The sequence below is a fragment of the Bradyrhizobium sp. PSBB068 genome (assembly GCA_016839165.1).
In the GTDB taxonomy this organism is placed as follows: Bacteria; Pseudomonadota; Alphaproteobacteria; order Rhizobiales; family Xanthobacteraceae; genus Bradyrhizobium.
Genome location: CP069300.1, coordinates 5,653,317 through 5,679,073, shown reverse-complemented (window position 1 = coordinate 5,679,073; position 25,757 = coordinate 5,653,317). Strand labels below are relative to the sequence as shown.

22 protein-coding genes and 1 pseudogene are annotated in these 25,757 nt (G+C 65.7%); 8 read left to right on the top strand and 15 right to left on the bottom strand.

Features of this window, described 5'->3' with window-relative positions; genetic code table 11:
* Nucleotides 1-32: 32 nt before the first annotated feature.
* The gene (locus tag JQ507_26455) at nucleotides 33-1,769 is read right to left on the bottom strand and encodes an adenylate/guanylate cyclase domain-containing protein (GenBank protein QRI73522.1); all 1,737 of its coding nucleotides are present in this window, start codon (nucleotides 1,767-1,769) and stop codon (nucleotides 33-35) included.
* 231 nt (nucleotides 1,770-2,000) lie between these two features.
* On the opposite strand from JQ507_26455, the pseudogene JQ507_26450 reads away from it, so the two are divergent.
* Nucleotides 2,001-3,479, top strand: a pseudogene (locus JQ507_26450) (glycosyltransferase family 39 protein).
* A 212-nt stretch (nucleotides 3,480-3,691) separates the two neighbouring features.
* On the opposite strand, the gene JQ507_26445 reads toward JQ507_26450, so the two are convergent.
* Both JQ507_26445 and JQ507_26440 read right to left on the bottom strand, forming a co-directional pair.
* On the bottom strand, nucleotides 3,692-4,723 hold the full coding sequence (locus JQ507_26445; GenBank protein QRI68434.1) for a TIGR01620 family protein: 1,032 nt from the start codon (nucleotides 4,721-4,723) through the stop codon (nucleotides 3,692-3,694).
* Nucleotides 4,720-6,183 carry a YcjX family protein gene (locus JQ507_26440; protein QRI68433.1) on the bottom strand — a complete coding sequence of 488 codons (1,464 nt, stop codon included), beginning with the start codon at nucleotides 6,181-6,183 and terminating at the stop codon, nucleotides 4,720-4,722. Before JQ507_26440 ends, JQ507_26445 begins: the two co-directional genes overlap by 4 nt.
* Before the next feature lie 176 nt (nucleotides 6,184-6,359).
* On the opposite strand from JQ507_26440, the gene JQ507_26435 reads away from it, so the two are divergent.
* On the top strand, nucleotides 6,360-7,055 hold the full coding sequence (locus JQ507_26435; protein QRI68432.1) for a hemolysin III family protein: 696 nt from the start codon (nucleotides 6,360-6,362) through the stop codon (nucleotides 7,053-7,055).
* Nucleotides 7,056-7,193: 138 nt separating this feature from the next.
* Nucleotides 7,194-7,988: an SDR family oxidoreductase gene (locus JQ507_26430; GenBank protein QRI68431.1), complete on the top strand. Its 795-nt coding sequence runs from the start codon at nucleotides 7,194-7,196 to the stop codon at nucleotides 7,986-7,988.
* A gap of 129 nt (nucleotides 7,989-8,117) precedes the next feature.
* Here JQ507_26430 and JQ507_26425 read toward each other — a convergent pair whose 3' ends face one another.
* The 4 genes from JQ507_26425 to JQ507_26410 form a co-directional block, all read right to left on the bottom strand.
* Complete coding sequence (locus JQ507_26425) at nucleotides 8,118-9,746, bottom strand: benzoylformate decarboxylase (GenBank protein QRI68430.1); 1,629 nt, start codon at nucleotides 9,744-9,746, stop codon at nucleotides 8,118-8,120.
* A gap of 144 nt (nucleotides 9,747-9,890) precedes the next feature.
* Nucleotides 9,891-10,778 (bottom strand): BJP family subclass B3 metallo-beta-lactamase, encoded by an 888-nt coding sequence (gene blaBJP / locus JQ507_26420; protein ID QRI68429.1) that lies wholly within the window; start codon nucleotides 10,776-10,778, stop codon nucleotides 9,891-9,893.
* Nucleotides 10,779-10,905: 127 nt separating this feature from the next.
* Nucleotides 10,906-11,289, bottom strand: a complete 384-nt coding sequence (locus tag JQ507_26415; protein QRI68428.1) for a tautomerase family protein — start codon at nucleotides 11,287-11,289, stop codon at nucleotides 10,906-10,908.
* Between the two features lie 111 nt (nucleotides 11,290-11,400).
* On the bottom strand, nucleotides 11,401-11,907 hold the full coding sequence (locus tag JQ507_26410) for a helix-turn-helix transcriptional regulator (protein QRI68427.1): 507 nt from the start codon (nucleotides 11,905-11,907) through the stop codon (nucleotides 11,401-11,403).
* Nucleotides 11,908-12,020: 113 nt separating this feature from the next.
* Here JQ507_26410 and JQ507_26405 point away from each other — a divergent pair, with 113 nt between their 5' ends.
* The 4 genes from JQ507_26405 to JQ507_26390 are packed head-to-tail and all read left to right on the top strand — an operon-like array spanning nucleotide 12,021 to nucleotide 15,013.
* Entirely contained in the window at nucleotides 12,021-12,626 is a 606-nt protein-coding gene (locus tag JQ507_26405; GenBank protein QRI68426.1) for a VOC family protein, read from the top strand.
* Between the two features lie 51 nt (nucleotides 12,627-12,677).
* Entirely contained in the window at nucleotides 12,678-13,328 is a 651-nt protein-coding gene (locus JQ507_26400; protein ID QRI68425.1) for a cysteine hydrolase, read from the top strand.
* Complete coding sequence (locus tag JQ507_26395; GenBank protein QRI68424.1) at nucleotides 13,325-14,698, top strand: alpha/beta fold hydrolase; 1,374 nt, start codon at nucleotides 13,325-13,327, stop codon at nucleotides 14,696-14,698. The genes JQ507_26400 and JQ507_26395 overlap by 4 nt, the downstream gene beginning before the upstream one ends.
* A gap of 21 nt (nucleotides 14,699-14,719) precedes the next feature.
* Nucleotides 14,720-15,013, top strand: a complete 294-nt coding sequence (locus JQ507_26390; protein ID QRI68423.1) for an antibiotic biosynthesis monooxygenase — start codon at nucleotides 14,720-14,722, stop codon at nucleotides 15,011-15,013.
* A gap of 22 nt (nucleotides 15,014-15,035) precedes the next feature.
* On the opposite strand, the gene JQ507_26385 is transcribed toward JQ507_26390, so the two are convergent.
* The 5 genes from JQ507_26385 to JQ507_26365 form a co-directional block, all read right to left on the bottom strand.
* Nucleotides 15,036-16,088 (bottom strand): histidinol-phosphate transaminase, encoded by a 1,053-nt coding sequence (locus JQ507_26385; GenBank protein ID QRI68422.1) that lies wholly within the window; start codon nucleotides 16,086-16,088, stop codon nucleotides 15,036-15,038.
* A gap of 152 nt (nucleotides 16,089-16,240) precedes the next feature.
* Nucleotides 16,241-18,064, bottom strand: coding sequence for a potassium transporter Kup (locus JQ507_26380; protein QRI73521.1), 1,824 nt, complete (start codon nucleotides 18,062-18,064; stop codon nucleotides 16,241-16,243).
* Nucleotides 18,065-18,380: 316 nt separating this feature from the next.
* The gene (locus JQ507_26375) at nucleotides 18,381-19,232 is read right to left on the bottom strand and encodes a MaoC family dehydratase N-terminal domain-containing protein (protein QRI68421.1); all 852 of its coding nucleotides are present in this window, start codon (nucleotides 19,230-19,232) and stop codon (nucleotides 18,381-18,383) included.
* 27 nt (nucleotides 19,233-19,259) lie between these two features.
* Nucleotides 19,260-20,360, bottom strand: coding sequence for a CoA transferase (locus JQ507_26370; GenBank protein ID QRI68420.1), 1,101 nt, complete (start codon nucleotides 20,358-20,360; stop codon nucleotides 19,260-19,262).
* Nucleotides 20,361-20,371: 11 nt separating this feature from the next.
* Entirely contained in the window at nucleotides 20,372-21,541 is a 1,170-nt protein-coding gene (locus JQ507_26365) for an acyl-CoA/acyl-ACP dehydrogenase (protein ID QRI68419.1), read from the bottom strand.
* A 122-nt stretch (nucleotides 21,542-21,663) separates the two neighbouring features.
* On the opposite strand from JQ507_26365, the gene JQ507_26360 reads away from it, so the two are divergent.
* Nucleotides 21,664-22,587 (top strand): LysR family transcriptional regulator, encoded by a 924-nt coding sequence (locus JQ507_26360; protein QRI68418.1) that lies wholly within the window; start codon nucleotides 21,664-21,666, stop codon nucleotides 22,585-22,587.
* A gap of 13 nt (nucleotides 22,588-22,600) precedes the next feature.
* Here JQ507_26360 and JQ507_26355 read toward each other — a convergent pair whose 3' ends face one another.
* The 3 genes from JQ507_26355 to JQ507_26345 form a co-directional block, all read right to left on the bottom strand.
* Complete coding sequence (locus tag JQ507_26355; protein ID QRI68417.1) at nucleotides 22,601-23,194, bottom strand: aldehyde dehydrogenase; 594 nt, start codon at nucleotides 23,192-23,194, stop codon at nucleotides 22,601-22,603.
* Complete coding sequence (locus tag JQ507_26350) at nucleotides 23,194-23,754, bottom strand: phosphonopyruvate decarboxylase (protein QRI68416.1); 561 nt, start codon at nucleotides 23,752-23,754, stop codon at nucleotides 23,194-23,196. Before JQ507_26350 ends, JQ507_26355 begins: the two co-directional genes overlap by 1 nt.
* 150 nt (nucleotides 23,755-23,904) lie before the next feature.
* The gene (locus JQ507_26345; GenBank protein QRI73520.1) at nucleotides 23,905-25,620 is read right to left on the bottom strand and encodes a methyltransferase domain-containing protein; all 1,716 of its coding nucleotides are present in this window, start codon (nucleotides 25,618-25,620) and stop codon (nucleotides 23,905-23,907) included.
* Between the last annotated feature and the right edge of the window lie 137 nt (nucleotides 25,621-25,757).

Here is a 25,757-nt window from a genome sequence, read left to right as displayed (position 1 = left end):
CAGGTCACACTCGGTGAAGGGGGATGAAGCGGTCAGGCCGCGACGGCGCGCCGGTCGTCGACCAGCGCGGACAGGATGCGCGTCGCCTCGACGGTGCGCACCGTCATCGGCTCGTTGCGGCCGCGGATCGCGACCTCCTGCGCCGGCAGGGCATCGTCGGCGAGGCCCGCGGTGACGCGCACCTCGTCGGAAATGACGGCCTCGCAGGCCAGCGCCTTGGTCATGTCCTGGAGCCGTGCGGCGACGTTGACGGCATCACCGAGCGCGGTGAACACCATATGGTCGCGATAGCCGATATCGCCGACGATCACCTCGCCGCCATGGATGCCGATGCCGAAGCGGATCGGCTCGCGCAGATCGTGGCTGAGAAATTGGTTCAGTTCGTCGATATTGGTTGCGATCAATGCCGCCGCGCGCAGCGCCTGGCGGCAGGCCTCGTGCCGGTCGGAGGAGAGCCCGAACAGCGCCAGCATGCCGTCGCCGATGAACTGGTTGGGCCGCCCGCCGGCTTCCAGCACCGCTTGCGATACAGCGCCGAGGAAGCGGTTGACGATGAACACGGTGTCGAACGGCAGCCGCTTCTCGGCCAGCTGAGTCGAGCCGCGCATGTCGACGAACATGCTGACGAGATAACGCTCCTGGCCGACCCGCGTCGGATTGCCGGCATGCGCGTTGGCCGACATCGTGCTCGGCAGGAACAGCTGGAAGAAGGTCAGGTCGCCGGTCGGCCGCAACTGGCAGGCCAGCCGGATCGACGGATCGTCGGTGCCGACCCGGTGCAGCACGAAGGCTTCGCGCGGCGAAGGCTCGGGCAGGGCGGCGTGATCGCCGATGACGCGGATGCGGCAGGTCGAGCAGCGTGCGCGGCCGCCGCAGACGCTCGCATGAGGCACGTTGTAGCGCAGGCTCGCTTCCAGCACGCTCAAGCCCTTCGGCACCCGCAGCGTGCGGCCGTTGCCGTAGGACAATGCGATCATGCCGCCGCGGCGTTCGAGCAGGGTCCGCGCGCCGCGCGCGAGCAGCACGAGGCCGAGCAGGCCGAGATAGCCGATCGTCAGGTCATCGGTGATCTTCTCGAGCATGGCCCCCTGCGCCGCCGTGCCGAGCTTCTGCACCGACAGCTCCTCGCGCCGCCAGTCGGGATCCTGGTAGTCGGCGATCGTGGCGCGGCCGGCCTGATAGATGCCGAGCATCGCCAGCGTCGGGATCAACACGGCTCCGGCGAGCAGGAACGGCGCCGCACGCTTGAAGAACGGGCGCATCCGCAGCCAGAAATACAGGCCGATGCAGCCATGCACCCAGGCGACCACCAGCACCGCCAGCATCTGCCACAGCCGGTTCGGCGACGCGATGAAGAACGTATACAGCTCCTGCGGATAGAGCTTCTCGTGCCCATACAGGGCTTGCCCGAGCCGGACGCCGACGACATGCACGATGACCAGCATCGGAACGCTGAGGCCGAGCGCAAGCTGCAGCGGCTCGATCGCCTTCCAGTGGAACTCGCGCCGCTCGAACAACGCCCAGATGCCTAGCGCGGTGTGCACCAGGCAGGCCGAGTAGAACACGATGGCGACCGGCAGGAACCGCCAGAATTCGGTGTGGTAGTACACCCCGATCGCGAGCGCCTCGGTCGAGATATTGCCCAGCGCATGGTTGAGGAAATGGCTGATCAGGTAGGCGAACATGATCGTCCCGGTCACCAGGCGGACCTGCCGCTGGCCGATGCCGCGGGCCATGTCCTGCAGGTGCTCGCGCGAGGGGGAGGTCATGTGATTCATGATCTGCAAGTCTAATGTTTAATTCCCGCGCTGAACACCACCACCGCGGGCCGGTTGGGCCGCGGCAGCCGGAGGTGCGTTGACACTCCGTTAAGAGTCGAACAAAAAGCCGCCGTGACGATAGCCCAAGCCGAACCTAAACCCGGAGCCGGTAGCATCAGCGTTAAGCCGGCCCGTTCGCGGGCGCCGGATTGGCGGGGCGTCATCGCCGCGATCGTTGCCATGACCGCGATGCGGCTGGTCTATGCCCATGCGCTCGATTTGCGCACCGACGAGGCCTATTACTGGACCTGGTCGAAGGAAAACGTGCTGTCGTTCCTCGACCATCCGCCGATGGTCGCCTGGTTCATCCGCTTCGGCACCGCTGTTCTCGGCGACACCAATCTCGGCGTCCGCCTCGGTGGCATTGTGGCGATGCTGGTGACCCAGCTGCTGCTCGCCGACATCGTCCGTCGCGTCACGTCAAACAATGTCCGCGCGGTTATGCTGGCGTTGCTGCTGCCGGAAGCCGCACTCTACTACGGGTTGTTGATGGCCAAGGTGGCGCCCGACACGGCGCTGATCCCGTTCTCGGTGGCGATGCTGTGGTCGCTGGTGCGGCTCGCGCAGAGCCATGATGGGCGCTGGTGGCTCGCCGCCGGGCTGTTCGCAGGGCTTGCGCTGCTGTCGAAATTCACCGCGATCATGTTCGCGCCGGCGGTGCTCGCCTTTGCGCTGGTGCCGGACTGGCGCTGGCGCTGGCTGCGCAGCCCGTATCCCTACCTCGCCGCGCTGATCGCGATCGTCGTGTTCTCGCCGGTGCTGATCTGGAATGCGGAGCATGACTGGGCCTCGTTTCGCTTCCAGGCGGTGCGCGCCACCGTCGAACGCGATCTGACGCTGCGCACCCTCGGCGAATTCATCGGCATGCAGTTCGGCCTGGTCGGTTTCGTGCTGCTGCCGGTGACGCTGTTCGCAACAGGGCTGACGGCCTGGCGCGGCTATCGCAAGCGCGAGCCGGTGGCGATCCTGCTGGCGACGGCGGTGCTGGTGCCGCTCGTCTATTTCCTCTGGAAGTCGCTGACCTTGCGGGTCGGCGACACCTGGCCGATGTTCTTGTGGCCGGCCGGCTTTGCTGCGGTCGCCATCAATCTGACGCGGATGCCGTTCGAGGGCTGGTCGACCGGTCTCGCCAAATCGACGATCTATTGGGCTCGGACCGCGATCTCGACAGGCATCGCCTTCGTCGTCTGCGTGTTCCTGTATTACATGTTCGCGCCGTGGAATCTGATCGGCCCTACCGATCCGATCGGCACCGAGGCAGGCTACGACGCGGTGGCCGCGCATACCCTGGCGCAGGTTGAGGCGACCGGCGCGACCTGGGTCGCGACCACGGACTACCGCACCTATGCGATGCTGAGGTGGATGCTGCGCGGTCGGGTGCCGGTGGTCGAGATCAACGAGCGCGGCCGCTTCCAGGGCTTTGCCGATCCCGGCATGGACAAGATCCGCGATCACACAGGCATCTACGTCGGGCGCGAACCCGAGAACAATCTGCCGCTGTGGAATGAAACCACTGCGGTGCGTCAGCCGCTGGAGCGCGTGACGCGAAGCTGGCGCGGCATGGTGATGGACACCTACGCGCTGGAGAAGATCTCAGGCTGGACGCCCGATCTGTCGCCGCCGCCGGACACCACATTCTTCCGCTGGCGCGTGCTGGCGATGCTCTCAGAGCCTTGCGAGATCACCTTCTCCCCTTGTGGGAGAAGGTGGCAGCCAAAGGCTGCCGGATGAGGGGCCCCTCTCCGCAGGCGCGGTGTGTAAGGATGGATACCCCTCACCCAAGCGAGCCTTTGACGGCTGCCTGAGCTGCCCTCTCCCACAAGGGAGAGGGCGCAGCGATGGGCGCCGTTCCGCGTCGAAACGACGAAGCGCTATTCCTCTTCGTCGCGCTTGCGGATCAAATCCTTCGCCAGATCGGTCAGCGCGGGGCGGGGCAAAGCGTTGAAGGGAAGCGGGCGGGTGACGTCGATCGCGGCGAGGCCGAGGCGGGCGGTCAACAGGCCGTTGAGCATGCCTTCGCCGAGCCGCTGCGAGAGTTTTGCCGCGATGCCGTGGCCGAGCATCTGCTGGATCAGGCTGTCGCTCGCGGCCATGCCGCCGGTGATCGCGAGATGCGCGATCACGTGGCGCAGCAGGCGGATCATGCCGAGCGCGCCGGGCCGGCCGCCATAGAGCCGCGCCAGCTGCCGGATCATCCGCAAGCTCGCCACGAACACGAACAGCACGTCGAACAGCGCGCGCGGGCTGACCGCGGTGACGACAGAGACGCGCTGCGCCGCCGACGACACCAGCCGCCGCGCCTCCTCGTCGAGCGGCGTCATCAATTCGCGCTCGGCGAGGCGGATCATGTCGGCACCGTCGATGATATCATCGGTGTGGCTCTGCAGCGCGCTGCGCGCGCGGGCGAGTTGCGGGGTGTGGTGCGCGAGTTTGAGCAGGTCGGCGACGACGGCCCGGCTCGCGGCGCGGTCGTCGCTGATCAGCACCTCGGCGGCGCGCAGATGCAGCTTCTCGATGGTCGCAAGCCGCGCCAGGCCGACCAGCTCGCGCATGGTGACGACCGCCAGCGCCACCGCAGCGACCACGGCGAGCGCCAGCCCGAGGAAGCCGAGGCCTTCGTTGCGCGCGAACAGATCCTCGATCAGGTTGAGGACGCCAAGCCCGCTGCCGAGCACGACGAGGCCCGCGACCGCGCTCCAGAACAGCGTGCCCCAGCGGAAGCCGCGGCGCGCGGGCAGCAGCGGCGTATCTGCCGGCACCGGCAGCTGTGCCGGCTCAGCCTCGGGCACGATCTGGATCGTGCCGCGCGTGAGACGGCCGCTATCCTCCGGATCCATCACGACCACGCCGGGATCGTCGAGCTTGAACGTCGCCGGCCGCCGCGGGGGCGTCTTCTCGTTCATTGCAGTTTGTCTCCGATCAGGAACTGGAGGGCGCGGTCAAGGCGGATGTGAGGCAGCGCCGGCTCCGCATCGCCGTTTCGTTCCAGCTTCGGCGGCCGGAAGCGCAGGAAACGATAATCGGCCGCCTCGGCGCCCGAGCTGGAGAGGCCGCGGAATCCTCCATTGAACAGCTCCTCCGGATTGTCGGGCAGGTCGCCCGGAAAGGTCGCGACCTCGGTCTCGCCATCCAGCGTCTCGCCGTTGGCGACCTCGCCCGGTGCCGGCGTGCCGAGGATCGACGGCAGTCTGTCCCGGCCGCGCTGGACCTGCGCCTCGCGGGTGGCGCGCACCGCGGCGAGCGCGACGACGTCGATTTCGGCGCCGGCATATTCGGCGCGCGCGGCGGCCCTGGCCACGATCCGCCGCAGCACGGCTTCGAGCCGGTCGTGGCTCTGGTGGTGCAGGTGGTCGGCCTTGGTCGCCGCGAACAGGATGCGGTCGATGCGCGGCCGGAACAGCGCGCTCAGGATCGTGCTGCGGCCGATCCGGAAGCAGTCGAGGATGCCGGCGAGCGCAGCCTCGAGGTCGTGCAAGGCCTCGGGGCCGGCATTGAACGCGGCGAGCGCATCGGCGAGCACGATCTGGCGATCGAGCCGCGCGAAATGGTCGCGGAAGAACGGCCGCACCACGACGTCCTTGTAGGCCTCGTATCGTCGCCGCATCATCGCCCATAGCGAGTGATCGGGCGCGCTGCCGTCCATGGGCACGTCGAGCGGCGCGAAGGTCAGCGCCGGCGTGTCGGCGAGATTGCCCGGCATCAGGAAGCGGCCCGGCGGCAGCAGGCTCATCGCGAAACGCTCGTCGCGGCAGGCGCGAAGATAATCGGTGAACAGGCGCGCCTCGGTGAGCGCGGCCTGCTCGTCCTCTCTCGCTTCGGGCTTCAGCGTGGCCAGATGGGCGTGCCAGGGCGCCGCGAGTTTCGCGCGCAGCGGCTCGCGCGACAACGCAAGGCTTTCCGCCGACCATTGCTCGTAGCTCTTGCTCAGCAGCGGCAGGTCGAGCAGCCATTCGCCGGGATAATCGACGATATCGAGGGTGAGCGTGCGGTCCGCGCCATTTTGCCGCTGATACTCGATCACGAGCCGGAGTTCGGAGATGTCGGTGGTCGAGCTCGGCCAAAGCCGTTCCTCGACCAATGTCCGGACATGGTTCTCATAGGCGAAGCGCGGCACCGCATCGTCGGGCTGCGGAGCGAGGTAGGCGCGCGCGATCCGTCCCGAGGCATAGGCCTCGAATACCGGGAAGCGGCCGCCGCGGGTCAGGCCGTGCACCAGCGCAGTGATGAACACGGTCTTGCCGGCGCGCGACAGGCCGGTGACGCCGAGCCGCACCGTCGGGTTGAACAAGCCCTCGCCATAGTCGAGCAGCGCCCGCGCCGAGAGACGGGCTTCCTCGACGATATCAGAGAAACTCGGGGGCATGGAGGGTTAACGACAAACCCGGCAGGAGGGACCAAAAGGGCGGGCGATCACCCGCAAGGTGGCGATTATCGGGCCAAAATCAAGCTTCACATTTCCGGCGCCTTTACAGGCGAGGGGAATTGAACGCATCACGCCACCCGCGTTACCCATATCCATCGGCCCACAGGAAAGCCTGCATGACGGTCTTCCGCCTGAAGCAACTCGCCTCGACCTCGATCCACGCGGCTGGTACCGCGCTGTGGGACTACGACCGGGCCGAGCTGATCGCCGACGGCGTCGTTCATCTGGTCGGCGTCGCTTTCGGGCTGGTTGCAGCCACCGCGCTGATCGTGCTGACCGCGGTCTATGCCGGCCCGTTCGATGTCGCCGTGGTGTCGGTCTATGTCGCGGGCCTGCTCGCGATGCTGACGCTGTCGGCGACCTATAATCTCTGGCCGGTGTCGCGCGCCAAATGGGTGCTGCGGCGCTTCGATCACTCCGCGATCTATCTGTTGATCGCCGCGACCTACACGCCGTTCATCGTGGAATTGAAGGACAGCTATTTTGCGATCGCGCTCCTGGTCGGCGTGTGGTGCGTGGCGATCGTCGGCATCTGGCTCAAGCTGCGTTATCCCGGCCGCTTCGACCGGCTCTCGGTCGGGCTCTATCTCGCGATGGGCTGGAGCGGCATCATGCTCTACGACCGCGTCGTCAAGGCGCTGCCGGCGATGGCGCTCGGCTTCGTGCTGGCGGGCGGCATTCTTTACAGCCTCGGCGTGATCTTCCACTCCTGGCGGCGGCTGCGCTTCCAGAATGCGATCTGGCACGGCTTCGTGCTGCTCGGAGCCGCCTGCCACTATACGGCGGTGTTCGACGTGGTGCTGGCGAGCTAGCGCGGACTTCAGAAGGCCGGGCCGGCCTCTCGAAAAGATCATGCATCGGCAAAAGATGCGCTATCATGGTCGCTCTTCGTTGAGCATGAGACCGGCTTCCGGATCATGCCCTGAAATCAAGATATCGGGAGGATGGCCATGCAGGTGGCAGGTAAGGTCGTGGTGGTCACCGGCGGTGGCAATGGCATCGGTAAGGCGCTGTGCGAGGCGTTCCACGCCGCCGGTGCCTCCAAGGTCGTGGTGGTCGATCTCGATCATGCGGCCGCCGAGAAGGTCGCCGCCTCGGTCGGCGGCGCCGCCTTCAAATGCGACGTCGGTCAGGAGAAGAACGTCCTGCATGTGATCGAGGAGACCGAGCGCATGTTCGGCCCGATCGCGCTGTTCTGCTCCAATGCCGGCATCGGCGGCGGCTTCGATCCGCTGTCGAAGAATGCCGGCGGCACCTCGGACGAGCCGTGGTCGCGGAGCTGGGCGATCCACGTGATGGCGCATGTCTATGCCGCGCGGCATCTGGTGCCGCGCATGAAGGCGCGCGGCGAGGGCTACTTTCTCAACACGATCTCGGCCGCGGGCCTCTTGTCCCAGGTCGGCAGTCCCGCTTACTCGACCACCAAGCACGCCGCGGTCGGCTTCGCCGAAAACCTCGCGATCTCGCACCGCGCCGACAACATCAAGGTCTCGATCCTCTGCCCGCAGGGCGTCGACACCAACATGCTGCGCTCGATCCCGAAGGGCCCGCAATCCGGCGACGGCGATCTCACGGCGGAGCAGGTCGCGCAGGACGCGCTGAGGGGTATCGAGCAGGAGACCTTCCTGATCCTGCCGCACCCGCAGGTGCTTGGCTACATGCGCAAGAAGACCGAGAACTACGACCGCTGGATCGGCGGCATGGCCAAGATCCAGGCCAAGATGCGCGAGAGCTACGGGACGTGACTCGCGGCGCGTGTGCCCAAGTCCGTCGCCGTGAGGTGAGCACCCTGGTCAGGCTCCCTCTCCTGCAAGGGGGAGGGAACTCTTCCGCCGGTGCCTTCCTGACGAGAGCGTAGAAATTGCGTCTGCCGCTCAGCCCTTCTGCGTGTAGAGCAGCGGCACCGCGGAATCGACCATCACCTCGATCAGGCTGGCGCCGGTTGCCGACAAGCCACGCTTGTAGGCGTCCGCGAGTTCGGCCGACTTCGTCACCCGCACCGCGTCGCAGCCCATGCCCTCGGCGAGCTTGACGAAATCGATGCCGGGCAGGTCGAGGCCCGGCACATTGCGCACCTGCATCACCTGGCTGAACGAGCGCATTGCGCCGTAGCCGGAATTGTTCATCACCACGACCGTCAGCGGCAGCTTGCGCTGCGCCGCAGTCCACAGCGCCTGGATCGAATACATCGCCGAGCCGTCGCCGATCAGGCAAACCGTGCGCCCCGTGCTGCGGCCGAGTGCCATGCCGACCGCGGCTGGCAGGCTGTAGCCAAGGCCGCCGCTCGCCATGGTGTAGAAACTGTCCTGGCCGCGCATCGGCATCGCCTTCTGCATCAGCGGGCGATGCGACGGCACCTCCTCGACCAGCGCATCGTGCGGCCCCATCGCCGCCGAGAGCGCGTGTAGCGCATATTCGGCGGGGATCGGGTCGCCGGCTGCGGGCGCTGGTGGCAGGATGCGGCCGGCCGGTGCCGCACGCTTCGTTTCGGGCAGCAACTCGAGCAGCGCCGACAGCGCCGGCTTCATGGTGGCGACGATGCTGTGGCCGGTCGGGGTCATCGCGGCGGCATCGGGATCGTCGGTGATCTGGAAGATCGTGGTCGCGCCGTCGAAGATCGCGGCATGGCCCTCGACGTGGAAGGTGAAGACGGGCGCGCCGACCACGACGACAAGATCGTGCTCGCGCAGCGCGTCGGAGAGCTGGCCCGGCGCTGCGTGAAGGAAGCCGGCAAATTGCGGATGCCGTTCGGGGAACGAGCAGCGCGCCGAGAACGGGCTCGCCCAGACCGTAGCCTTGGTCTTCTCGGCGACCTTCACCATGAGGTCGACCGCCTCGGCGCGATCGACGGCGGGGCCGACGACGAGGGCAGGGCGCTTGGCCTCGCCGAGCGCGGCCGCCAGCGCCTGCATCGCGGCCGCATCCGGGCCGATCTCGCGGCTGACCTGGCGCGCATCGAGCGGCTGCGTCGCATGCGCCCAATCGTCGATCGGGACCGAGACGAAGGTCGGCCCGCAGGGCGGCTGCATCGCGACATAATAGGCGCGCGCGATCGCGGCGGGTACGTCCTCGGCGCGCGCCGGTTCGACCGCGAATTTCACGTAAGGCCGCGGGAATTCGGAGGCGCGCTCGGCGTAGAGGAACGCCTGCAACGGCATGATCGAGCGCGCCTGCTGGCCGGCGGTGATCACCATCGGGGTCTGGTTACGATAGGCGTTGTAGATGTTGCCGAGCGCGTTGCCGACGCCGGCCGCCGAATGCAGATTGACGAAGCCGGCATTGCGGGTCGCCAGCGCATAGCCGTCGGCCATGCCGACCACTGAAGCCTCCTGCAGGCCGAGCACGTAGTCGATGTCGTCGGGCCAGTCGCTCAGGAAAGGCAGCTCGGTCGAACCGGGATTGCCGAAAACCTTCTTGATGCCCCACGCGCGCAGCAGGCCGAAGGTGGCGTCCTTGACGGTGACGGTCTTGCCTTTGCTGGCGGCGGGTTTGCGCGACGACATCGGGCGGCTCCCATTTCGTGTCTTGTTACGTTCCCGTCATTGCGCGCGGCAAAAGCGGAAAGGCAATCCACCTGTCGATGGATTGCCCGACGATGTCAAGCCGCGGCACCCATGGTTGCCGCGGCAACGGCTGAAAATTGAGCGCTAGTTGTCCTTCTGCAGCGCAGCGGTCTGCTTGGCGAGCTGCTTGTCGAAATCCTGCTCCAGCCCCGCCACATAGGTGGCGTTTTCGCCCGGCTTGACGAACGGGTTCGGCGCGCCATCCTTCATCTCGGCGCGCTTGGCCTGCATGTCGTAGACCTCCGGATGCGGCCCGAGCAGCACGTCGACCTTCATCGCCTTGACCTTGGCGAAGGTCGAACGGTAGTCGTCGACGATGCCGGGATAGGTCGGACGGCCGACCAGCCGGTTCAGGGCAACGGTTCCGCTGCAGAAGAACAGCACGTCGCGCTTCTCGGTGCCGTCCTTCACGGTCATCTCCCAGCTGGTGCAGCCCGGCGAATGGCCGGGCGTGGCGTGCGCGGTCAGCGTGGTGTCGCCGAGCGTGACCTTGTCGCCTTCCTTCACGGCGCGGTCGACCTTGACGGGCGTGAAGGCCAGATCGGCGTTGCTCTCGTCGCCCGGATAGTAGCCGCCCTCGAGCAGGGGCTTGTCGCGCTCGCCGGCGATCATTTGCGCGCCGGTCTCCTGCTTGATCTCGGCAAAGCCGCCGGTGTGATCGAGATGGGCGTGGCTGTTGAGGATGATCTTGATGTCGGCGACCTTGAAGCCGAGCTTCGTGATGTTGTCCTTGATCATGCCGGTCGATTGCTGCATCGCCGTGTCGATCAGGATCAGGCCTTGCGAGGTCTTGATGACGTAGACCGCGATCCCGTCGGTGCCGACATAGTAGATGTTGTCGATCAGCTGGTACGGCTCGAACGGTGCGGTCCATTTCTTCATGACCGTGGCCATGAAATCCTTCAGCGTCTGTGCCTGCGCACCGGTTGCGATCAGCGCAAGCGCGCACAGCGCGGCTGCGATCGTCCTCATGGTTGCCTCCCTGCTTGTTGTTCGTGCACGGGGCACACTATGCGTGCTGGCAACGGCCGCCGCAAGCGGCGGACGGCAGGCCGCCGGTCAGGGCGCCCCGCCGTCCCGCGCATGACTGTTCCGCTGATCAGCTCGCGTACTGCGCAATGCCGTGGCCGAACGACCAGTTCTCCTTGACGACCTCGACCAGGTTGATGACGACATCGTCGGGCCGTCCCTGCAACTGGCTCTGATAGTCGTCCACGATGCGCTTGTAGAACGCCTTCTTCATCTCGACCGTACGCCCGGCATTCATGGTGATCTGGATGAAGATCAGATCGTCGCTGTAGCTGTTGCCGAGATAGCTGTCGGCGTAGTTCAGGTCGCCGCGCTCATGCTCGGTGATGACCTGAAACTTGTCGTTCTCGGGCACGTTGATGGTCTCGCGCATCGCCTTGTAGACGATCTCGCCCAGCGTCTTGCGATACTCGGCGGACTTGCCGCGCTTCAGGTCGATACGAACGAATGGCATGGTGGTCTCCTGTGTTGCGCGGGGCCCGGCCATAAGAGACCCGCGTGGTCGAAATGATTCACTGGTCTGACGGCGATTGCGTTGTCCGCATCGTCGTTGGTCCCAAAGGGGTCAACGACTGGCCTTGAAGGCTTCCCATCGCGCGTTGCGCTCTTTTTGATATTTGGGCGTCCGCTCTCCAACCATGTCGTCGCGACGGACCGGCTCGCCGCAGGATTCGCAGACCGGGCCGAGCCCCGCCGGCTTGCCGCAGGTGACGTGCGTGTAATTCATGGCGCGGGCTTCCCTGGGTGACTTGCACCAGGTCTCGCCCCAGGCGCGCAGCGCCATCAGCACTGGAAAGAACGCCTCGCCCTTCTCGGTGAGATGATACTCGTGCCGGAGCGGACGCTTGTTGTAGACCTGCCGCGTCACCAGACCGTCCGCTTCCAGCTTCTTCAGCCGTGCGGTGATCATCTGCGGCGTGCCACCGGTCTGCGCCTGGATTTCCTCGAAGCGATAACTGCCCGCGAACAGTTCGCGCAAAACCAGTACAGTCCAGCGGTCGCCTACGACGGTTTCGGCGCGGGCGACAGGGCACAGCGTTTGGTCAGTCGTATTGTCCTTGATTTTCGTCATCACGATTTCTTCATCGGGCTTGTTACTATGATTTTCATAGCAATATGGCCCGGCATCGTCGCAAATGCAATGGGCCGCTTTGGGCCCAGGTCTTCATCGCCAGGGAGCCAGCCATGACCACCGAACAGGCGCCGGCAGCGGCCAAAGTCGATCTGAAGCTCGAGGTCGTCGTCATTCCCGTCGCCGACGTCGATCGCGCCAAGCGCTTCTACCAGGACCTCGGCTGGCGGCTCGATGCCGACTTCGTCAGGCCCGACGGTTCGCGCGCCGTGCAACTCACGCCGCCGGGTTCACCGACCTCGATCCATCTCGGCTCGGGAGCCGGGCTGCCGCGCTACCTGATCGTCAACGATATCGAAGCAGCACGCGCCGAGCTGATCGCGCGCGGCGCCGACGTCAGCGAGGTGTTTCATCGCGGCGCGGAAGGCCGCATCAAGGGACCGGATCCGGAGCGCCCGAGCTACGGTTCGCTCGCAACATTCAATGATCCCGACGGCAATGTCTGGCTGCTGCAGCAGGTCACGCAGCGGCTGCCGGGTCGCGTCGACGGCAACAGCACGAACTTCTCCTCGTCGGCTGATCTCGCCGCCGCGCTCCGCCGAGCGGCGATGGCTCATGGCGAGCATGAGAAGAGGACCGGTGGGCATGATGCGAACTGGCCGGACTGGTATGCCGAACACATCGCCCGCGAGCAGGCGGGCAAGCCGCTGCCCGAATAGTCGAAACCGCAACCCGTGCAACAGGCCGCTTGGCAGTCAAGGAGACAGTCGATGCCCGAGACCATTTATCCACGCGGAAGAACCGCGCTGCTGCTCGTTGATCCCTACAACGATTTTCTCTCCGAGCGTGGCAAGGTGTTTCCGCGCATCAAGCCGATCGTCGACGAGGTCGGCCTGCTCGACAATCTGCGCCGGCTCGATGGCGCGGTGCGCGCCGCGGGCATCCAGGTGGTGATCGTCCCGCACCGTCGCTGGGAGCCGGGCGACTATGAGGATTGGGATCACCCCAACCCGAGCCAGCGACTGATCATGCAGCGTCACAGCTTCGCGCGCGGCGAATGGGGCGGCGAATGGCATCCGGACTTCGCGCCGAAACCGGGCGATCTGATCGCCGGAGAGCATTGGGGGCAGAGCGGCTTTGCCGGCACTAATCTCGATTTCCTGCTCAAGCAAAAAGGGATCACGCATGTGATCGTGGTCGGTCTGCTGGCCAACACCTGCATCGAATCCACCGCCCGCTTCGCCATGGAGCTCGGTTACCACGTGACGCTGGTGCGTGATGCCACGGCCGCGTTCTCGCACGAGATGATGCATGCCGCCCACGAGCTGAACGGCCCGACTTACGCGCATTCCATCCAGACAACCGCCGAGGTGATCGCGGCATTGCCGGCGGCACCTCGTTCAAAGGAGCCAGTGCAATGACCAGGACATCGAAGACACTAGTTGCAATTGCCGCAAGCCAATCCAACCCGGAAGCCATCGACCAGGACAGACGCAGGCTGCTCACCGGCGCGGCGCTGGGCCTCGCTGCCGCGGGCGCCGCCAGCCTGTTTCCGGCGCGCCCGGTTGCGGCAGCCGCTGATGATGCGATCCGCCCGTTCCACATCGATATTCCCGAGGCAGACCTCGTTGACCTTCGCCGCCGCCTGGCCGCAACCCGATGGTCCGACAAGGAGACCGTCAACGACGACTCGCAGGGCGTTCCGCAGGCGATGCTGCGCGATCTCGTCCGCTACTGGCAGACGGACTACGACTGGCGCAAGGTCGAGGCGCGGCTCAACGCGCTGCCACAGTTCATCACCGAGATCGACGGGCTGGACATTCACTTCATCCACGTTCGCTCGAAGCACGGAGATGCACTGCCGATGATCGTCACACATGGCTGGCCGGGGTCGGTGATCGAGCAGATGAAGATCATCGAGCCTCTGACCAATCCCACCTCCCATGGCGGCAGTGCATCGGATGCGTTTCATCTCGTGATCCCGTCGATGCCGGGCTACGGCTTCTCCGGCAAGCCGACCACGGTCGGCTGGGATTCGCAGCGCATCGCGCGGGCCTGGGTCCAACTGATGAAGCGCCTCGGCTACAGCAAGTTCGTAGCGCAGGGCGGCGACTGGGGTTCGCCGGTCTCCAATGAAATGGCTAAGCTGGGTGCGCCGGAGCTGCTCGGCATCCACGTCAACCTGCCCGGCGTCGTTCCGCCCGAGGTGTTCAAGGCCGTCTCCTCCGGAGGTCCCGCGCCGGACGATCTGTCGGCGGAGGAGCAGCACGCCTTCGAGCAGATCAAGCTTCAATTCGCGAAGCGGCGTGCCTATGCGCAGATCATGGGCACACGCCCGCAGTCCCTTGCGGCGTTCGCGGATTCGCCGGCGGGCCTTGCCGCCTGGCTGCTCGATCACGGCGACGGCTACGCCCAGCCGGCCTCCGCGATGCAATCAGCCGTGCTCGGACGTGCCGTCAACGGCCATTCGGCCGGCGCGCTCACCCGCGATGACGTGCTCGACAACATCACGCTGTACTGGCTCACCAACAGCGCGATCTCCTCAGGCCGCCTGTACTGGGAAAACAAGACCAATCTCTATCTGCCCGCCAATGTCACGATCCCCGCCGCCGTCACCGCGTTCCCCGGCGAGAGTTTCGTGGCACCGCGGAGCTGGGTGGAAAAAGCCTATCACAAGCTGATCTACTTCCATCAGGCCGAGGCCGGCGGCCATTTCGCGGCATGGGAGCAGCCCGACATCTTCAGCAGGGAAGTTCGGGACGCGTTTCGGCCGCTCCGCAAGCTGATCTGAGAATTGAAAGGCACATCCGTCATGACCAAACTTGCCCTCATCGCCACCGTCGAGGTCGCGCCCGAGAAGCGGGACCAAGTGTTGTCGCAGCTCGCGGCGCATGGCGCCCGCTCGCTCAGGGATGAGCCGGGCACGTTGCATTTCGACATCCTGGTGCCGCGCGAGGACGCCTCGAAGCTGTTGATCTACGAAGTCTACCAGGATGACGCCGCGTTCGAGGCGCATCGCAATGCGCGCTCGATCGCACAGTTTCGCGAGGAGAGCGCAGGGCTCGGCATCAAGATTTCGGCAACGCGGTGCACGCCCGCCGCATAGAGCTCCGGCGGCGAGCGAAAGATCAGACGGTCTGACGCAGCAGGCCGATCAGGCGGCCGCATTCATCGTCCGTACCGACCGTGATGCGCAGGAAATCCTCGATCCGCGGTTTCTGGAAGTGCCGCACCAGGACGCCGCGCTCGCGCAGCTTCGCTGCGAGATCGGCGCCGCGATGGCCGGCATGGCGCGCGAACACGAAGTTCGCCAGCGACGGCAGCACGTCGAAGCCGAGCTCGGTGAGGCCGCGGACCAGCGCCTCGCGGCTCCTCATGATGCGCTGCCGGGTCTCCTCGAACCAGATGTCGTCCCCGATCGCGGCGACCGCGCCCGCGATCGCGAAGCAGTCGAGCGGATAGGAGTTGAAGCTGTCCTTGACGCGCTCCAGCGCCTCGATCAGCGGACGCTGGCCGATGGCGAAGCCGACCCGCAATCCCGCCAGCGCGCGCGACTTGGACAGGGTCTGGATCACCAGCAGATTGTCATGGCGCGCGACCAGCGGCACCGCGCTCTCGGCGCCGAAGTCGACATAGGCCTCGTCGACCACAACGAGACGGTCCGGGTGCCCGGTGACCAGCGCCTCGATCGCTGCACGCGGCAGCGCGACGCCGGTCGGCGCGTTTGGATTGCACAAGAGGATGGCGCTGCCCGGTCGCCGGTAGTCGGCAACATTGATCCGCATCGCGGCGTCGAGCGGCACCACCTCATAGCGGACGCCGTAGAGGCGACAGTAGACCGGGTAGAAGCTGTAGGTGATGTCGGGGAACAGCAGCGGCGCATCGTGCTTGAGCAGCGCCGGGAAGGCGTGGGCCAGCACCTCGTCCGAACCGTTGCCGACGAACACCTCATCTGATGAGACGCCATAGCGCGTTGCGATCGCCTCGCGCAAGGCGGTTGCGCGCGGATCCGGATAGAGCCGCAGCCGATCCGCGGTCGCCGCGATTGCGGCCAGCGCGCGCGGCGACGGCGGGTAGGGATTCTCGTTGGTGTTGAGCTTGATGAGGCCATCGATCTTCGGCTGCTCGCCGGGCACATATGGCGACAGATTGTGGACGACCGAACTCCAGAAGCGACTCATGATCCGTGATCCAGGGATTGATCTCATCACAGTAGGGGATGCCGCGCTTCGGTGGAAGCCGGCTCTTCACCTCGCCAGGATATCGAGAGGAGGCCGGCAGCGGCCGCCGGCGCAGCACCGCCGCGATCTGCTGACAGTGCAGGTCACGCGGCTCAGATTTCCGTCTGGCTGCCCAACTCGACCACGCGATTTGGCGGGATCCGGAAGAAGTCGGTCGCCGGCAGCGCATTGCGGTGCATGATCTCGAAAATTCTGGAGCGAAAGCGGCCGAACTTCGAGTGTTCCGCCGGCACGATCTTGACGCGACCGACGAAGAACGAAGTGTCCATCAAGTTGAATTCAAGCCCCATCGTACCGCACCGGTCGAGCAGCCGCGGCACGTTCGGATGCTGCATGAAGCCGTATTGGGCCACCAAGGTATGGAAATTGCCGTCGAGGTCCGTGCGGATGAGACGGTGATCAGATGCGACGCGGGGAATATTGAGCGTAGCCACGCGCAGCAGGACGATGCGTTCATGCAGCACCTTGTTGTGCTTCAGATTGTGAAGCAGCGGCACCGGCACCATGTCGAGCCGGCTCGTCACATAGACGGCGGTTCCCGGAACACGCGGCTTGTTCCGGACCTGCTGGATGAACTCGCTGAGTGGCAGCGTATCGCGCTCGAGCTGGGCTTCGAGCGCCCTGCGGCCGCGGCGCCAGGTCGACATCAGGAAAAACAGGATAGCTCCGACCGCAAGCGGGACCCAGCCACCCTCCATCACCTTCATCATGTTCGCGGCCACGAACGACAGGTCGACCAGGATGAACGCGCCGGCAACCAGCGCACTCGACCAGAAGGGCCAGCCCCAGACTTCGCGCATGGCAAGAAACATCAGCATCGACGTCAGGAGCATCGTCAATGCGACGGCGATGCCGAAGGCGGAAGCAAGATTGTCGGACGAGCGGAAGCTCAGGGTCAGCGCCAGTGTCAGCACCATCAGCGTCCAATTGACGAAGCCGACATAGATTTGCCCGTAACCCTCCGAGGAGGTCTGGGTGATGTTGAGGCGCGGGCATAGTCCAAGCTGAATGGCTTGCCGGGTCATCGAGAACGTGCCGGAGATGATCGCCTGGCTTGCAATGATGGTGGCAACGGTCGCGAGCGCGACCAGCGGCAGTTGCAGGCTGGACGGGCATAGCGCGAAGAACGGATTTGATCCGGCCGCCAGATCGCCTTGCACCAGCATCGCGGTCTGGCCGGCATAGTTCAGCAGCAGGGTCGGCAGCACCAGCCCGTACCAGGTCAGGCGGATCGGCCCGGCGCCGAAATGCCCCATGTCGGCGTACAGCGCCTCGGCGCCGGTGGCGCACAGGAACACGCCGCCGAGCACCAGGAAGCCGGTGAAGCCATGCCCGAAGAGGTAGCTGAGGCCGACGCGGGGATCGAGCGCAGCAAGCACGGCGGGATTTCGCAAGATACCGAGGATACCGAGCACGCCAATCGTCACGAACCAGACCGTCATGATCGGGCCGAACAGAGCGCCGATGCGGGCCGTGCCTTGCGGTTGAATCGCGAACACGGCGATCAGCACGAGCACGGAAAGGGGCAGCACGTACGGGCTGAAGGACGGCAGCGGATCCTTCAATCCCTCCAGCGCGCTCAACACGGAGATCGCGGGGGTGATGGCGCCATCGCCATAGAGCATTGCCGCCCCGATGATGCCGAGCGCGATCACGAATGGGCGATCGCCATGCTTGATTCCGATCAGCGACATCAGTGCAAGGATTCCGCCCTCGCCGTCGTTGTCCGCGCGCATGACGATTGCGACATATTTGATCGACGTGGTGATCAGCAGGGTCCACACCACGAGCGACAGGATGCCCAGTGCCACCTCCGGCGTCGCCTTTCCTCCCGCCCACTCGATCGCGGTCTTGAAGGTGTAGAGCGGACTGGTGCCGATATCGCCGTAAACGACGCCGAGGGCGCCGATCGCCATCGCGCCGATCGCGCCGTGCGCTGGAGGTGTCTCGGCCGGAATCGCTTCGGCGCTCGAGGTCAAGGTCTCGGGTTCGGCGGCAGTCATCGTCCGCTCCTGTCTGCAGGCGAATTGGCCGCTCGGGCGGCGGGCTATGCTCTAGCTTGCGATGGACTTTGACTTTGTCGAAGCCGCCGGAACCTTTGCCTCAAGACTATGACAGATTTTTTGAGGCACCGCTGCGATGAGCTGTCATTCGCCAGGGCAAACGTCAGGCTCATGTAAGGAATTCGCCAATCGGCACATGCAGGTCCAGGTAGGAACTGCGGAGCGCCGCCTACCAGGTCGCCGTGCCCTTCATGGTCGGCTGGCCTTCGGCGTTCGCTGTCCACAGCTCCATGCCGCCGTCCTTGTCGTTGGCATTGATCGAGAACTCGCTGCCTTCGAACAGCGGCTGCACGCCGCGATAGGACAGCTTCTTCGGCGGCTTGCCGCCGCGCAGCCTCGCGGCGAGTTCGACGATGAACGAGGCCTGCAGCGGGCCGTGGAAGATCAGGCCGGGATAGCCCTCGACCTTGGTGACATAGTCGCGATCGTAATGGATGCGATGGCCGTTGAAGGTCAGCGCCGAGTAACGGAACAGCAGCACGGGATCGGAGACATGGCTCTCGCGGTGCTGCGCGACCGGAGGCGGCGGCGCCTTGGCCGGCGCTGCGGCCAGGGTGGTCGTCATCTCGCGATAGACGATGTCCTGCCGCTCGCGAACCGCAAGACCGCGCGAGGTCGTCACCTCGTGATTGACCGAGACGAAGCACAGCGTGCCGGTCGAGCCAGATTTCACGGTGACGTCCGCAATCCTGGAAGCGCGCTTGGCCTCGTCGCCGATCCGCAGTGCATCGAAAAATTCGAGCTCGCCGCCGGCCCACATCCGGCGCGGCAGCGGCACCGGCGGCAGGAAGCCGCCGCGGGTCGGATGACCGTCCGGGCCGAGCTGCGACATCGGAAACACCGGCTGCGCCAGGCACCAATGCGTGGTCCACGGCGCGGCATCGCCCGTCTTCGGCTCGCCGATCTCCTGGAACAGCGTCGCGCGCAGCCCCATGACCAGGTATTTGGTGACGACGTCGGAAGCCTCGGCGGTCTTGCCGATCCACTGGCGGAGATGATCGAGGTCGAGTTTGTCGGTCATGACTGTCTTGCCCGGGCAGGAGGGATTTCAGGAACCTTTGGTGCGCTCGCCGATCGCCGGCACCTTGCCGTAGTGCCTGTCCTCGCCGACCACGATCGCGGCCGGCGCCGGATAGCTGACCTTGCCGTTCGGCGTGTCGACCTCGATGCGGCGCAGATGCGGATGCTTCGCAAGGTCATCCATGCTGTTGACCTCGGCGAAAGCGATGTCGGCCTCGGCGAGCTTGGCCAGCAATTCCTCGCGCGTGAGCTTGCCAAAACTGTCGCTGACGATCTGGTCGGTCACCGTGCGGTTACGGACGCGTTCGACCATGTTGGCAAAGCGCGGATCGTCGGGCAGGCCGGGCTGGCCCAGCACCTTGGCGCACAGCGTCTTCCACTCGCGCTCGCTCTGGATCGAGATCAGGATCTCCTTGCCGTCCTTCGAGCGGAACACGCCGTAGGGCGCGATCGAGGGATGGGCGAGGCCGATGCGTTTGGGCGACTTGCCGTCCTCGGCATTGAGCAGCGGCACGGTGAGCCAGTCGGCCATCACGTCGAACATCGAAATCCGGATGTCGGCGCCTTGGCCGGTGCGGCTGCGGCCGATCAGCGCTTCGAGAATGGACGCGTGCGCGGTGGCGCCGGTCGCGACGTCGACGATCGACATGCCGACGCGCGAGGCGCCCTCGGGTCCGCCGGTGATCGAGGCGAGGCCGCTCTCGGCCTGGATCAGCAGGTCATAGGCCTTGCGGTCGGCATAGGGGCCGGTGTCGCCATATCCGGTGATCGTGCACATGATCAACTTCGGATAGTCCTTGCGCAGCCGCTCGCGCGAGAAGCCGAGTTTGTCCATCGAGCCGGGCTTCAAATTCTGCAACAGAACGTCGGCGCCCGCGATCAGCCGTTCCAGCTCTGCGCGGCCGTCCTTGGTGGCGAGGTCGACCACGGCGGAATCCTTGCCGCGGTTGAGCCAGACGAAATAGCTGCTCTGGCCCTTTGCCGCGGCGTCGTAGCCACGGGCGAAATCGCCCTCGGGCCGCTCGATCTTGATGACATGGGCGCCCGCATCGGCCAGGCGTGACGAGCAGAACGGCGCGGCAACCGCCTGTTCGACGGCGATGACGGTCAATCCCTCAAGCGGCAACATGGTCAAGCAACTCAGTAGGAGCGGGGCATGCCGAGCACGTGCTCGGCGACGAAGGACAGGATCAGGTTGGTAGAGATCGGCGCCACCTGGTAGAGCCGGGTCTCGCGGAACTTACGCTCGACATCGTATTCCTCGGCGAAGCCGAAGCCGCCATGGGTCTGCACGCAGGCATTGGCCGCCTCCCAGGACGCATCGGCCGCCAGCATCTTGGCCATGTTGGCCTCGGCACCGCAGTCGAGCCCGGCCTCGTATTTGCGGGTAGCTTCCTTCACCATCAATTCCGCCGCGCGCATCGAGGCGTAGGCCTTTGCAATCGGAAACTGGATGCCCTGGTTCTGGCCGATCGGCCGACCGAACACGCTGCGCTCCTTGGCGTAGTTGGTGGCCTTGGCGATGAACCATTTGGCGTCACCGATGCATTCAGCGGCGATCAGGATGCGCTCGGCATTCATGCCGGAGAGAATGTAGCGGAAGCCCTTGCCTTCCTCGCCGATCAGGTTTTCCGCCGGCACTTTCATGTCAGTGAAGAACACTTCGGTGGTGGCGTGATTCATCATGGTTCTGATCGGGCGGATCTCCAGCCCCTTGCCCTTCACCTCACGCATGTCGACGATGAACACCGAAAGGCCGTCGGTGCGCTTCTTGGACTGCTCCTTCGGCGTGGTGCGTGCCAGCAGGACCATCAGGTCGGAATATTCGGCGCGACTGGTCCAGATCTTCTGGCCGTTGACGACGTAGTGATCGCCCTCGCGGCGCGCGAAGGTCTTCAGCGACGAGGTATCGGTGCCGCTGGTCGGCTCGGTGACGCCGAACGCCTGCAACCGCAATTCGCCGGTCGCGACCTTCGGCAGATACTTCGCCTTCTGCGCGTCGTTGCCGTGCCGCAGCACGGTGCCCATCGTGTACATCTGGGCGTGGCAACCGCCGCCGTTGCAGCCGGCGCGCTGGATCTCTTCCAGGATCGCCGCCGCGGCCGACAGCTTCAGCCCCGCGCCGCCATATTCCTCGGGGATCAGCACCGAGAGATAGCCGGCCTCCGTCAACGCATCGACGAACTCCTTCGGGTAGGCCATCTGGCGGTCGAGCTTGCGCCAGTATTCGCCGGGAAACTGTGCGCAGAGCTTTGCGACGGCGTCGCGGATGTCTGAGTGGTCGTCGGTGTGTTGTTCGTGTGCGGTCATTGTTTCGTCTTGCCGAGAGGTTGCACGTGATACGGGCAATGCGCCCGCTGTTGTGGGGTCCCGGTAAACTCCCTATGCTGTTTTGTTATAGCGTATGAACCTGCCTTCCAGGATTGGCAAGTATGGATTTCCGGCAGCTTAGGACCTTTGCGTGCGTCGCGGAACTCGGGAGTCTGAGCAAGGCATCCGATACCTTGCGGGTCGCGCAGCCGGCGCTGAGCCGGCAGATCAAGCTCCTGGAGCACGAGCTGCGCACCGAGTTGTTCACGCGCAATGGCCGCGGCATGGTGCTGACCGATGCCGGCCGGCTGCTGCTGGCGCGCACCAGCGGTATCGTGCGGCAGATCGACCAGATCCGCGACGACATCCAGTCCGCCGGCGGCGCACCGTCCGGCCGCGTCGTGCTCGGCCTCGTGCCGACGGTGAGCTGCGTGCTGTCGGCGCGGCTGGCGCGGCGCACGGTGGAGCGCTATCCCGGCATCTCGCTCTGCATCGTCGAGAGCTATAGCGGCCATTTGATCGAGTGGCTGCATCGCGGCGAGATGGACCTTGCGGTGATCTACGGCCCGTCGGTCGACCTGCATCTGGCGGTGCAGAGCCTCGGCCGCGACAGCATCGTCGCCGTCGGCCCGCGCGGCAGCGGGCTGAAGCAGAAGAAGCAGGTGGATTTCGGCTGGCTGATGCGCCAGCGCCTGGTGCTGCCCAGTCATTCGCACGGCCTCCGTGCGCTGCTCGAACATGCCGCGGCCAGAAAGAAGATCGATCTCGACGTCAAGCTCGAGGCGGATTCGTTCCGGGTGCTGACGAGCCTGGTCGAGGAGGGGCTCGGATACACCATGCTGCCGCCGTCCTCGGTGCGCAGCGAGGTCGCGGAGGGCCGGCTTGAGACCGCGCCGATCGCGCGGCCGGCGCCGCGGCGCGAGCTGACCTTGGCCTCGCCGGTCGAGCATCCCGGCTCCAATGCGATGACACTGATCGCAAAGCTGTTGCGCGATGAGGTCGCTGCGCTGCGCGCCGAGGGGCTCTGGGATATCCAGCTCGCCTGAGCGCGGCTTCGCATCACTTCACCACGAAGCCGAGATGGCCGCGGAAGCGGGTCTTGAGGTAGGTGCCGTCGCGCGGCGGCAGCGCGCGCTCGACTTCGCCGGACGCGATACGGATTCGTGCCAGCCGCGGGCCGCCGCCGAGATCGCGCAGGCTGTTGCGGAAATTCTCGATGCCGGCCATGTCCGCGATGTCGGAAACATTGCCGATGCCGGCGCCGCTCGCGATCACCTCGAGCTTCGCACCCAGGCCGGAGTGGCTGGGCTGCATGCCGGTCTCGCCGAAATGGCCGTTGTCGAGCACCGCAATCGAGAGATTACCGGGCTGCTTGGTGGCGATGGTCAGCAGGCTGCCGATCCCCATCAGCTGCTCGCCATCGCCGGTGACGACCAGCACCGGGCGCTTCGGCTGCGCCAGCGCCAGCCCGAGCCCGACCATCGCGGCGCCGCCCATGGCACCCCAAAGATAGAAATTGCCCGCATGGTCGCCGGCATCGAACACATCGTAGGACGAGGAGCCGAGCCCGGAGATCACCAGAAGGCCGCCGCGGTCGGCAAGCAGCGCCTTCACCGCGGCGCGGCGGTCGAGTGTGCCTGTTGCTGCCGACATCAGTGCGTCTCCTTGGTCCACTTCTTGCGGCCGATCATCCGCTGCGAGATCAGCACGGCGACCTGTTGGTCTCCGTCATAGGCGAGCGAGGCGGCGGCCGAGATGACTTCCTCGGCGTCGTCGGGGTTCTCGAGCCGCAGCACTGTCGTGCCCATGATCTCGAAGGCCTGCGGCGTCGCGCGGCCCATCGGGATCTGCCACGGATTGAACTCGGCCCATTCGCCGCGCATCGTCACCAGGGTCAGCAGCGGGAAGCGGCAGCTTGCCATCAGCGACAGCATGTTGACGCAATTGCCGACGCCGCTCGATTGCATCAACAGGACCGCGCGCTCGCCGCCGAGCCAGGCGCCGGCGGACAGCGCCACGCCTTCCTCCTCGGTGGTCAGAACCGTAGTCTTGATGCCGGTATCGGCGTGCGACAGCTTGATCAGCTTGGAATGTCCCGCATCGGGAACATAGGACACCTGCGCCACGCCAAAGCTCTTCAGCGTGCGGTAGATCGCAACTGGCCAGTCCTGGCTGGTCGCGCTGTCCTGGTGAACGGCAATCTGGTCCATCATGGCCTCGGCTAGGGCGCGCGTTGGAGCGCCGTCATGCCGGGAGGCTTAGGGCAGGCGAGAGCCTTATTCTCTTCGCATCTGGCTCGCCCAGCTATGCCGGAATTTTATAGGGGGCAGCGCGACCCTTTCCGGCCGGGCCGAAAGGAGGCCTCAGCGCGCGTCCTTCCTCACCATGAACACGTACATGTCCCAGAACGTCTCGGGGTGATCGACCTCGAAGCGGTGCCACTGATCGAGGTTGATCTCGTCGGCTGCGGCCGCAAACTGCTTGCGGAATTTTTCCAGCACCGCCGGATCGTCGAACGGCTCGAAGCCCTGAAACGACAGGTCATGTTCGTTCAGGAACGCCGCGATCTCGGGAATGGTGAGGCGGTGCTCCATGACGTTGAACAGCAGGTCGCGGCAGCCGCTCATGCTGTAGAAATCCTTGGCGCCGATCAGCGTCCGCCATTGGTCGGCCTCGCGGAAAATCTCCTGCCGGCACCGCCGGATGTCGTCGGCGGTGGCGCGATAGTTGCGCGCGGCGATGCGATCGCGGGCCTCGACGATGACGCGGCGCGCCAGCTCGCTGTACAGGCCGATGCGCATCGTGCCGCCCGGCCGCAGCAGCGAGACCAGCACGCGCCAGCCGGTCATCGGCTCGGCGAGATGGTGCAGGACCCCGACCGACTCGATGCTGTCGAAGCTGCGATCGATCGAGCCCAGCTCCAGGATATCCGCCTGCGCATACTCGACATTGCGCAAGCCGAGCTCGCGCGTCTTGCGGCGCGCATAGGCGAGGCTGGTCATGCTGATGTCGACCGCGAGCAGGCGGGCGTTCGGACAGACCTGCGCGATCTGGATCGCGTGCGAACCGGTGCCGCAACCGGCGATCAGGATATCCCGTTCGGCCTGCTGCTCCGCGGTCGCGGCCGTCTTTCCTCGCGCCCGATCGGCGACGAATGCCGTCAGCGGGTTCACGGTCCAGCGCGGATAGGGATTTTCCTCGTACTGACGCATCACCTCGACCGATACGTCGTTCCTGATCGGCGTGAGCGTCACAATGGCGCGGCGCTCTTCCATCTCTTCGCGCGGCTCGCGAAGCTGCACTCGCAACAGGCCGGCGACGGTTGGAGGCCATTCCCGGCGCAGCAGCGCGTCCGCCGCCGGCAGAGTATGAAGCGGGAAATACGCCGCGACGACGGCCAGCGTCAGCGGCGTGAACGCGGCGTTGGATGCCAGGTCGTGCAGCAATCGATCGCGCAGTGCAGCCGCCCGTTCGGCTTCCGCCTCGGTCTGTCCATAGACATATTCGTTGATGAAGCATTGCCGGGCGAGCGCGCAGGCAAAGGCAATGAGATCGTCGTCATCGCCATCCCTGCGTTGCTCGCCGGCGAGCCGCAGCAATTCGGCTCGCACGTGCCCGAGCAGCACTTCGAGCTGCATGCCCGCCAGCGTCGTCGCTTCCATCGCGCAGCGCAGGAACAGATCGCTGGCCAGCGCGGCAACGCCTTCGCCGCCGAACAAGTCCGCGCTCGTCACCGGCAGCGGCCACTTGCCGGCAATCCGCCCGACATAGCGGGTGACGGTCGGGCTCTGGAGGATGAAGCCCACGGCCTTCGCGTCCATGCCGAGCGCGAGCGCCTTGCTGAAATGCGCGGCGGCCTTGGCGCGATTGCCCAACGCCTGGTACGAATTGCCGGCATTGTAGTGACACGCGGCGTTCACGTCATCGGCAGCAATCGCTTTCGCGAACGCCTTCACCGCGGAGCGGTGATCGCCGGCCGCCTGCGCCATCAGGCCGAGAAGGTTCAGGCTCTGCGCATGGCTGGGCTCGCGCGCGAGAATGTGCCGGCAGACCTCCTGCGCCTCGTTGAAGCGGCGCATTCCGTAGAACCGGCTGGCCTCCGCGGCGAGGTCGGCAATGCTGATGCCCGCGGAGCCGAAGGCAGGTACGTTCTTGCCGGCCGCGTCCCGTCGCTTACCGGCCGCGCGCCGTTCTTTTCGGTTCATGATCCGTCAAC

Excerpts from the sequence above, each read along its gene's own strand:
- JQ507_26360 (QRI68418.1), top strand. The coding sequence starts at position 21,664 with ATGGATTTCCGGCAGCTTAGGACCTTTGCGTGCGTCGCGGAACTCGGG.
- JQ507_26445 (QRI68434.1), bottom strand. The coding sequence starts at position 4,723 with ATGAACGAGAAGACGCCCCCGCGGCGGCCGGCGACGTTCAAGCTCGAC.
- JQ507_26405 (QRI68426.1), top strand. The coding sequence starts at position 12,021 with ATGACCACCGAACAGGCGCCGGCAGCGGCCAAAGTCGATCTGAAGCTC.
- JQ507_26385 (QRI68422.1), bottom strand. The coding sequence starts at position 16,088 with ATGAGTCGCTTCTGGAGTTCGGTCGTCCACAATCTGTCGCCATATGTG.
- JQ507_26375 (QRI68421.1), bottom strand. The coding sequence starts at position 19,232 with ATGACCGACAAACTCGACCTCGATCATCTCCGCCAGTGGATCGGCAAG.
- JQ507_26425 (QRI68430.1), bottom strand. The coding sequence starts at position 9,746 with ATGTCGTCGCGCAAACCCGCCGCCAGCAAAGGCAAGACCGTCACCGTC.
- JQ507_26440 (QRI68433.1), bottom strand. The coding sequence starts at position 6,183 with ATGCCCCCGAGTTTCTCTGATATCGTCGAGGAAGCCCGTCTCTCGGCG.
- JQ507_26410 (QRI68427.1), bottom strand. The coding sequence starts at position 11,907 with ATGACGAAAATCAAGGACAATACGACTGACCAAACGCTGTGCCCTGTC.
- JQ507_26455 (QRI73522.1), bottom strand. The coding sequence starts at position 1,769 with ATGACCTCCCCCTCGCGCGAGCACCTGCAGGACATGGCCCGCGGCATC.
- JQ507_26430 (QRI68431.1), top strand. The coding sequence starts at position 7,194 with ATGCAGGTGGCAGGTAAGGTCGTGGTGGTCACCGGCGGTGGCAATGGC.
- JQ507_26365 (QRI68419.1), bottom strand. The coding sequence starts at position 21,541 with ATGACCGCACACGAACAACACACCGACGACCACTCAGACATCCGCGAC.
- JQ507_26400 (QRI68425.1), top strand. The coding sequence starts at position 12,678 with ATGCCCGAGACCATTTATCCACGCGGAAGAACCGCGCTGCTGCTCGTT.
- blaBJP (QRI68429.1), bottom strand. The coding sequence starts at position 10,778 with ATGAGGACGATCGCAGCCGCGCTGTGCGCGCTTGCGCTGATCGCAACC.
- JQ507_26370 (QRI68420.1), bottom strand. The coding sequence starts at position 20,360 with ATGTTGCCGCTTGAGGGATTGACCGTCATCGCCGTCGAACAGGCGGTT.
- JQ507_26350 (QRI68416.1), bottom strand. The coding sequence starts at position 23,754 with ATGATGGACCAGATTGCCGTTCACCAGGACAGCGCGACCAGCCAGGAC.
- JQ507_26380 (QRI73521.1), bottom strand. The coding sequence starts at position 18,064 with ATGGCGATCGGCGCCCTCGGCGTCGTTTACGGCGATATCGGCACCAGT.
- JQ507_26395 (QRI68424.1), top strand. The coding sequence starts at position 13,325 with ATGACCAGGACATCGAAGACACTAGTTGCAATTGCCGCAAGCCAATCC.
- JQ507_26355 (QRI68417.1), bottom strand. The coding sequence starts at position 23,194 with ATGTCGGCAGCAACAGGCACACTCGACCGCCGCGCCGCGGTGAAGGCG.
- JQ507_26435 (QRI68432.1), top strand. The coding sequence starts at position 6,360 with ATGACGGTCTTCCGCCTGAAGCAACTCGCCTCGACCTCGATCCACGCG.
- JQ507_26390 (QRI68423.1), top strand. The coding sequence starts at position 14,720 with ATGACCAAACTTGCCCTCATCGCCACCGTCGAGGTCGCGCCCGAGAAG.
- JQ507_26345 (QRI73520.1), bottom strand. The coding sequence starts at position 25,620 with ATGCGCCGCTTCAACGAGGCGCAGGAGGTCTGCCGGCACATTCTCGCG.
- JQ507_26415 (QRI68428.1), bottom strand. The coding sequence starts at position 11,289 with ATGCCATTCGTTCGTATCGACCTGAAGCGCGGCAAGTCCGCCGAGTAT.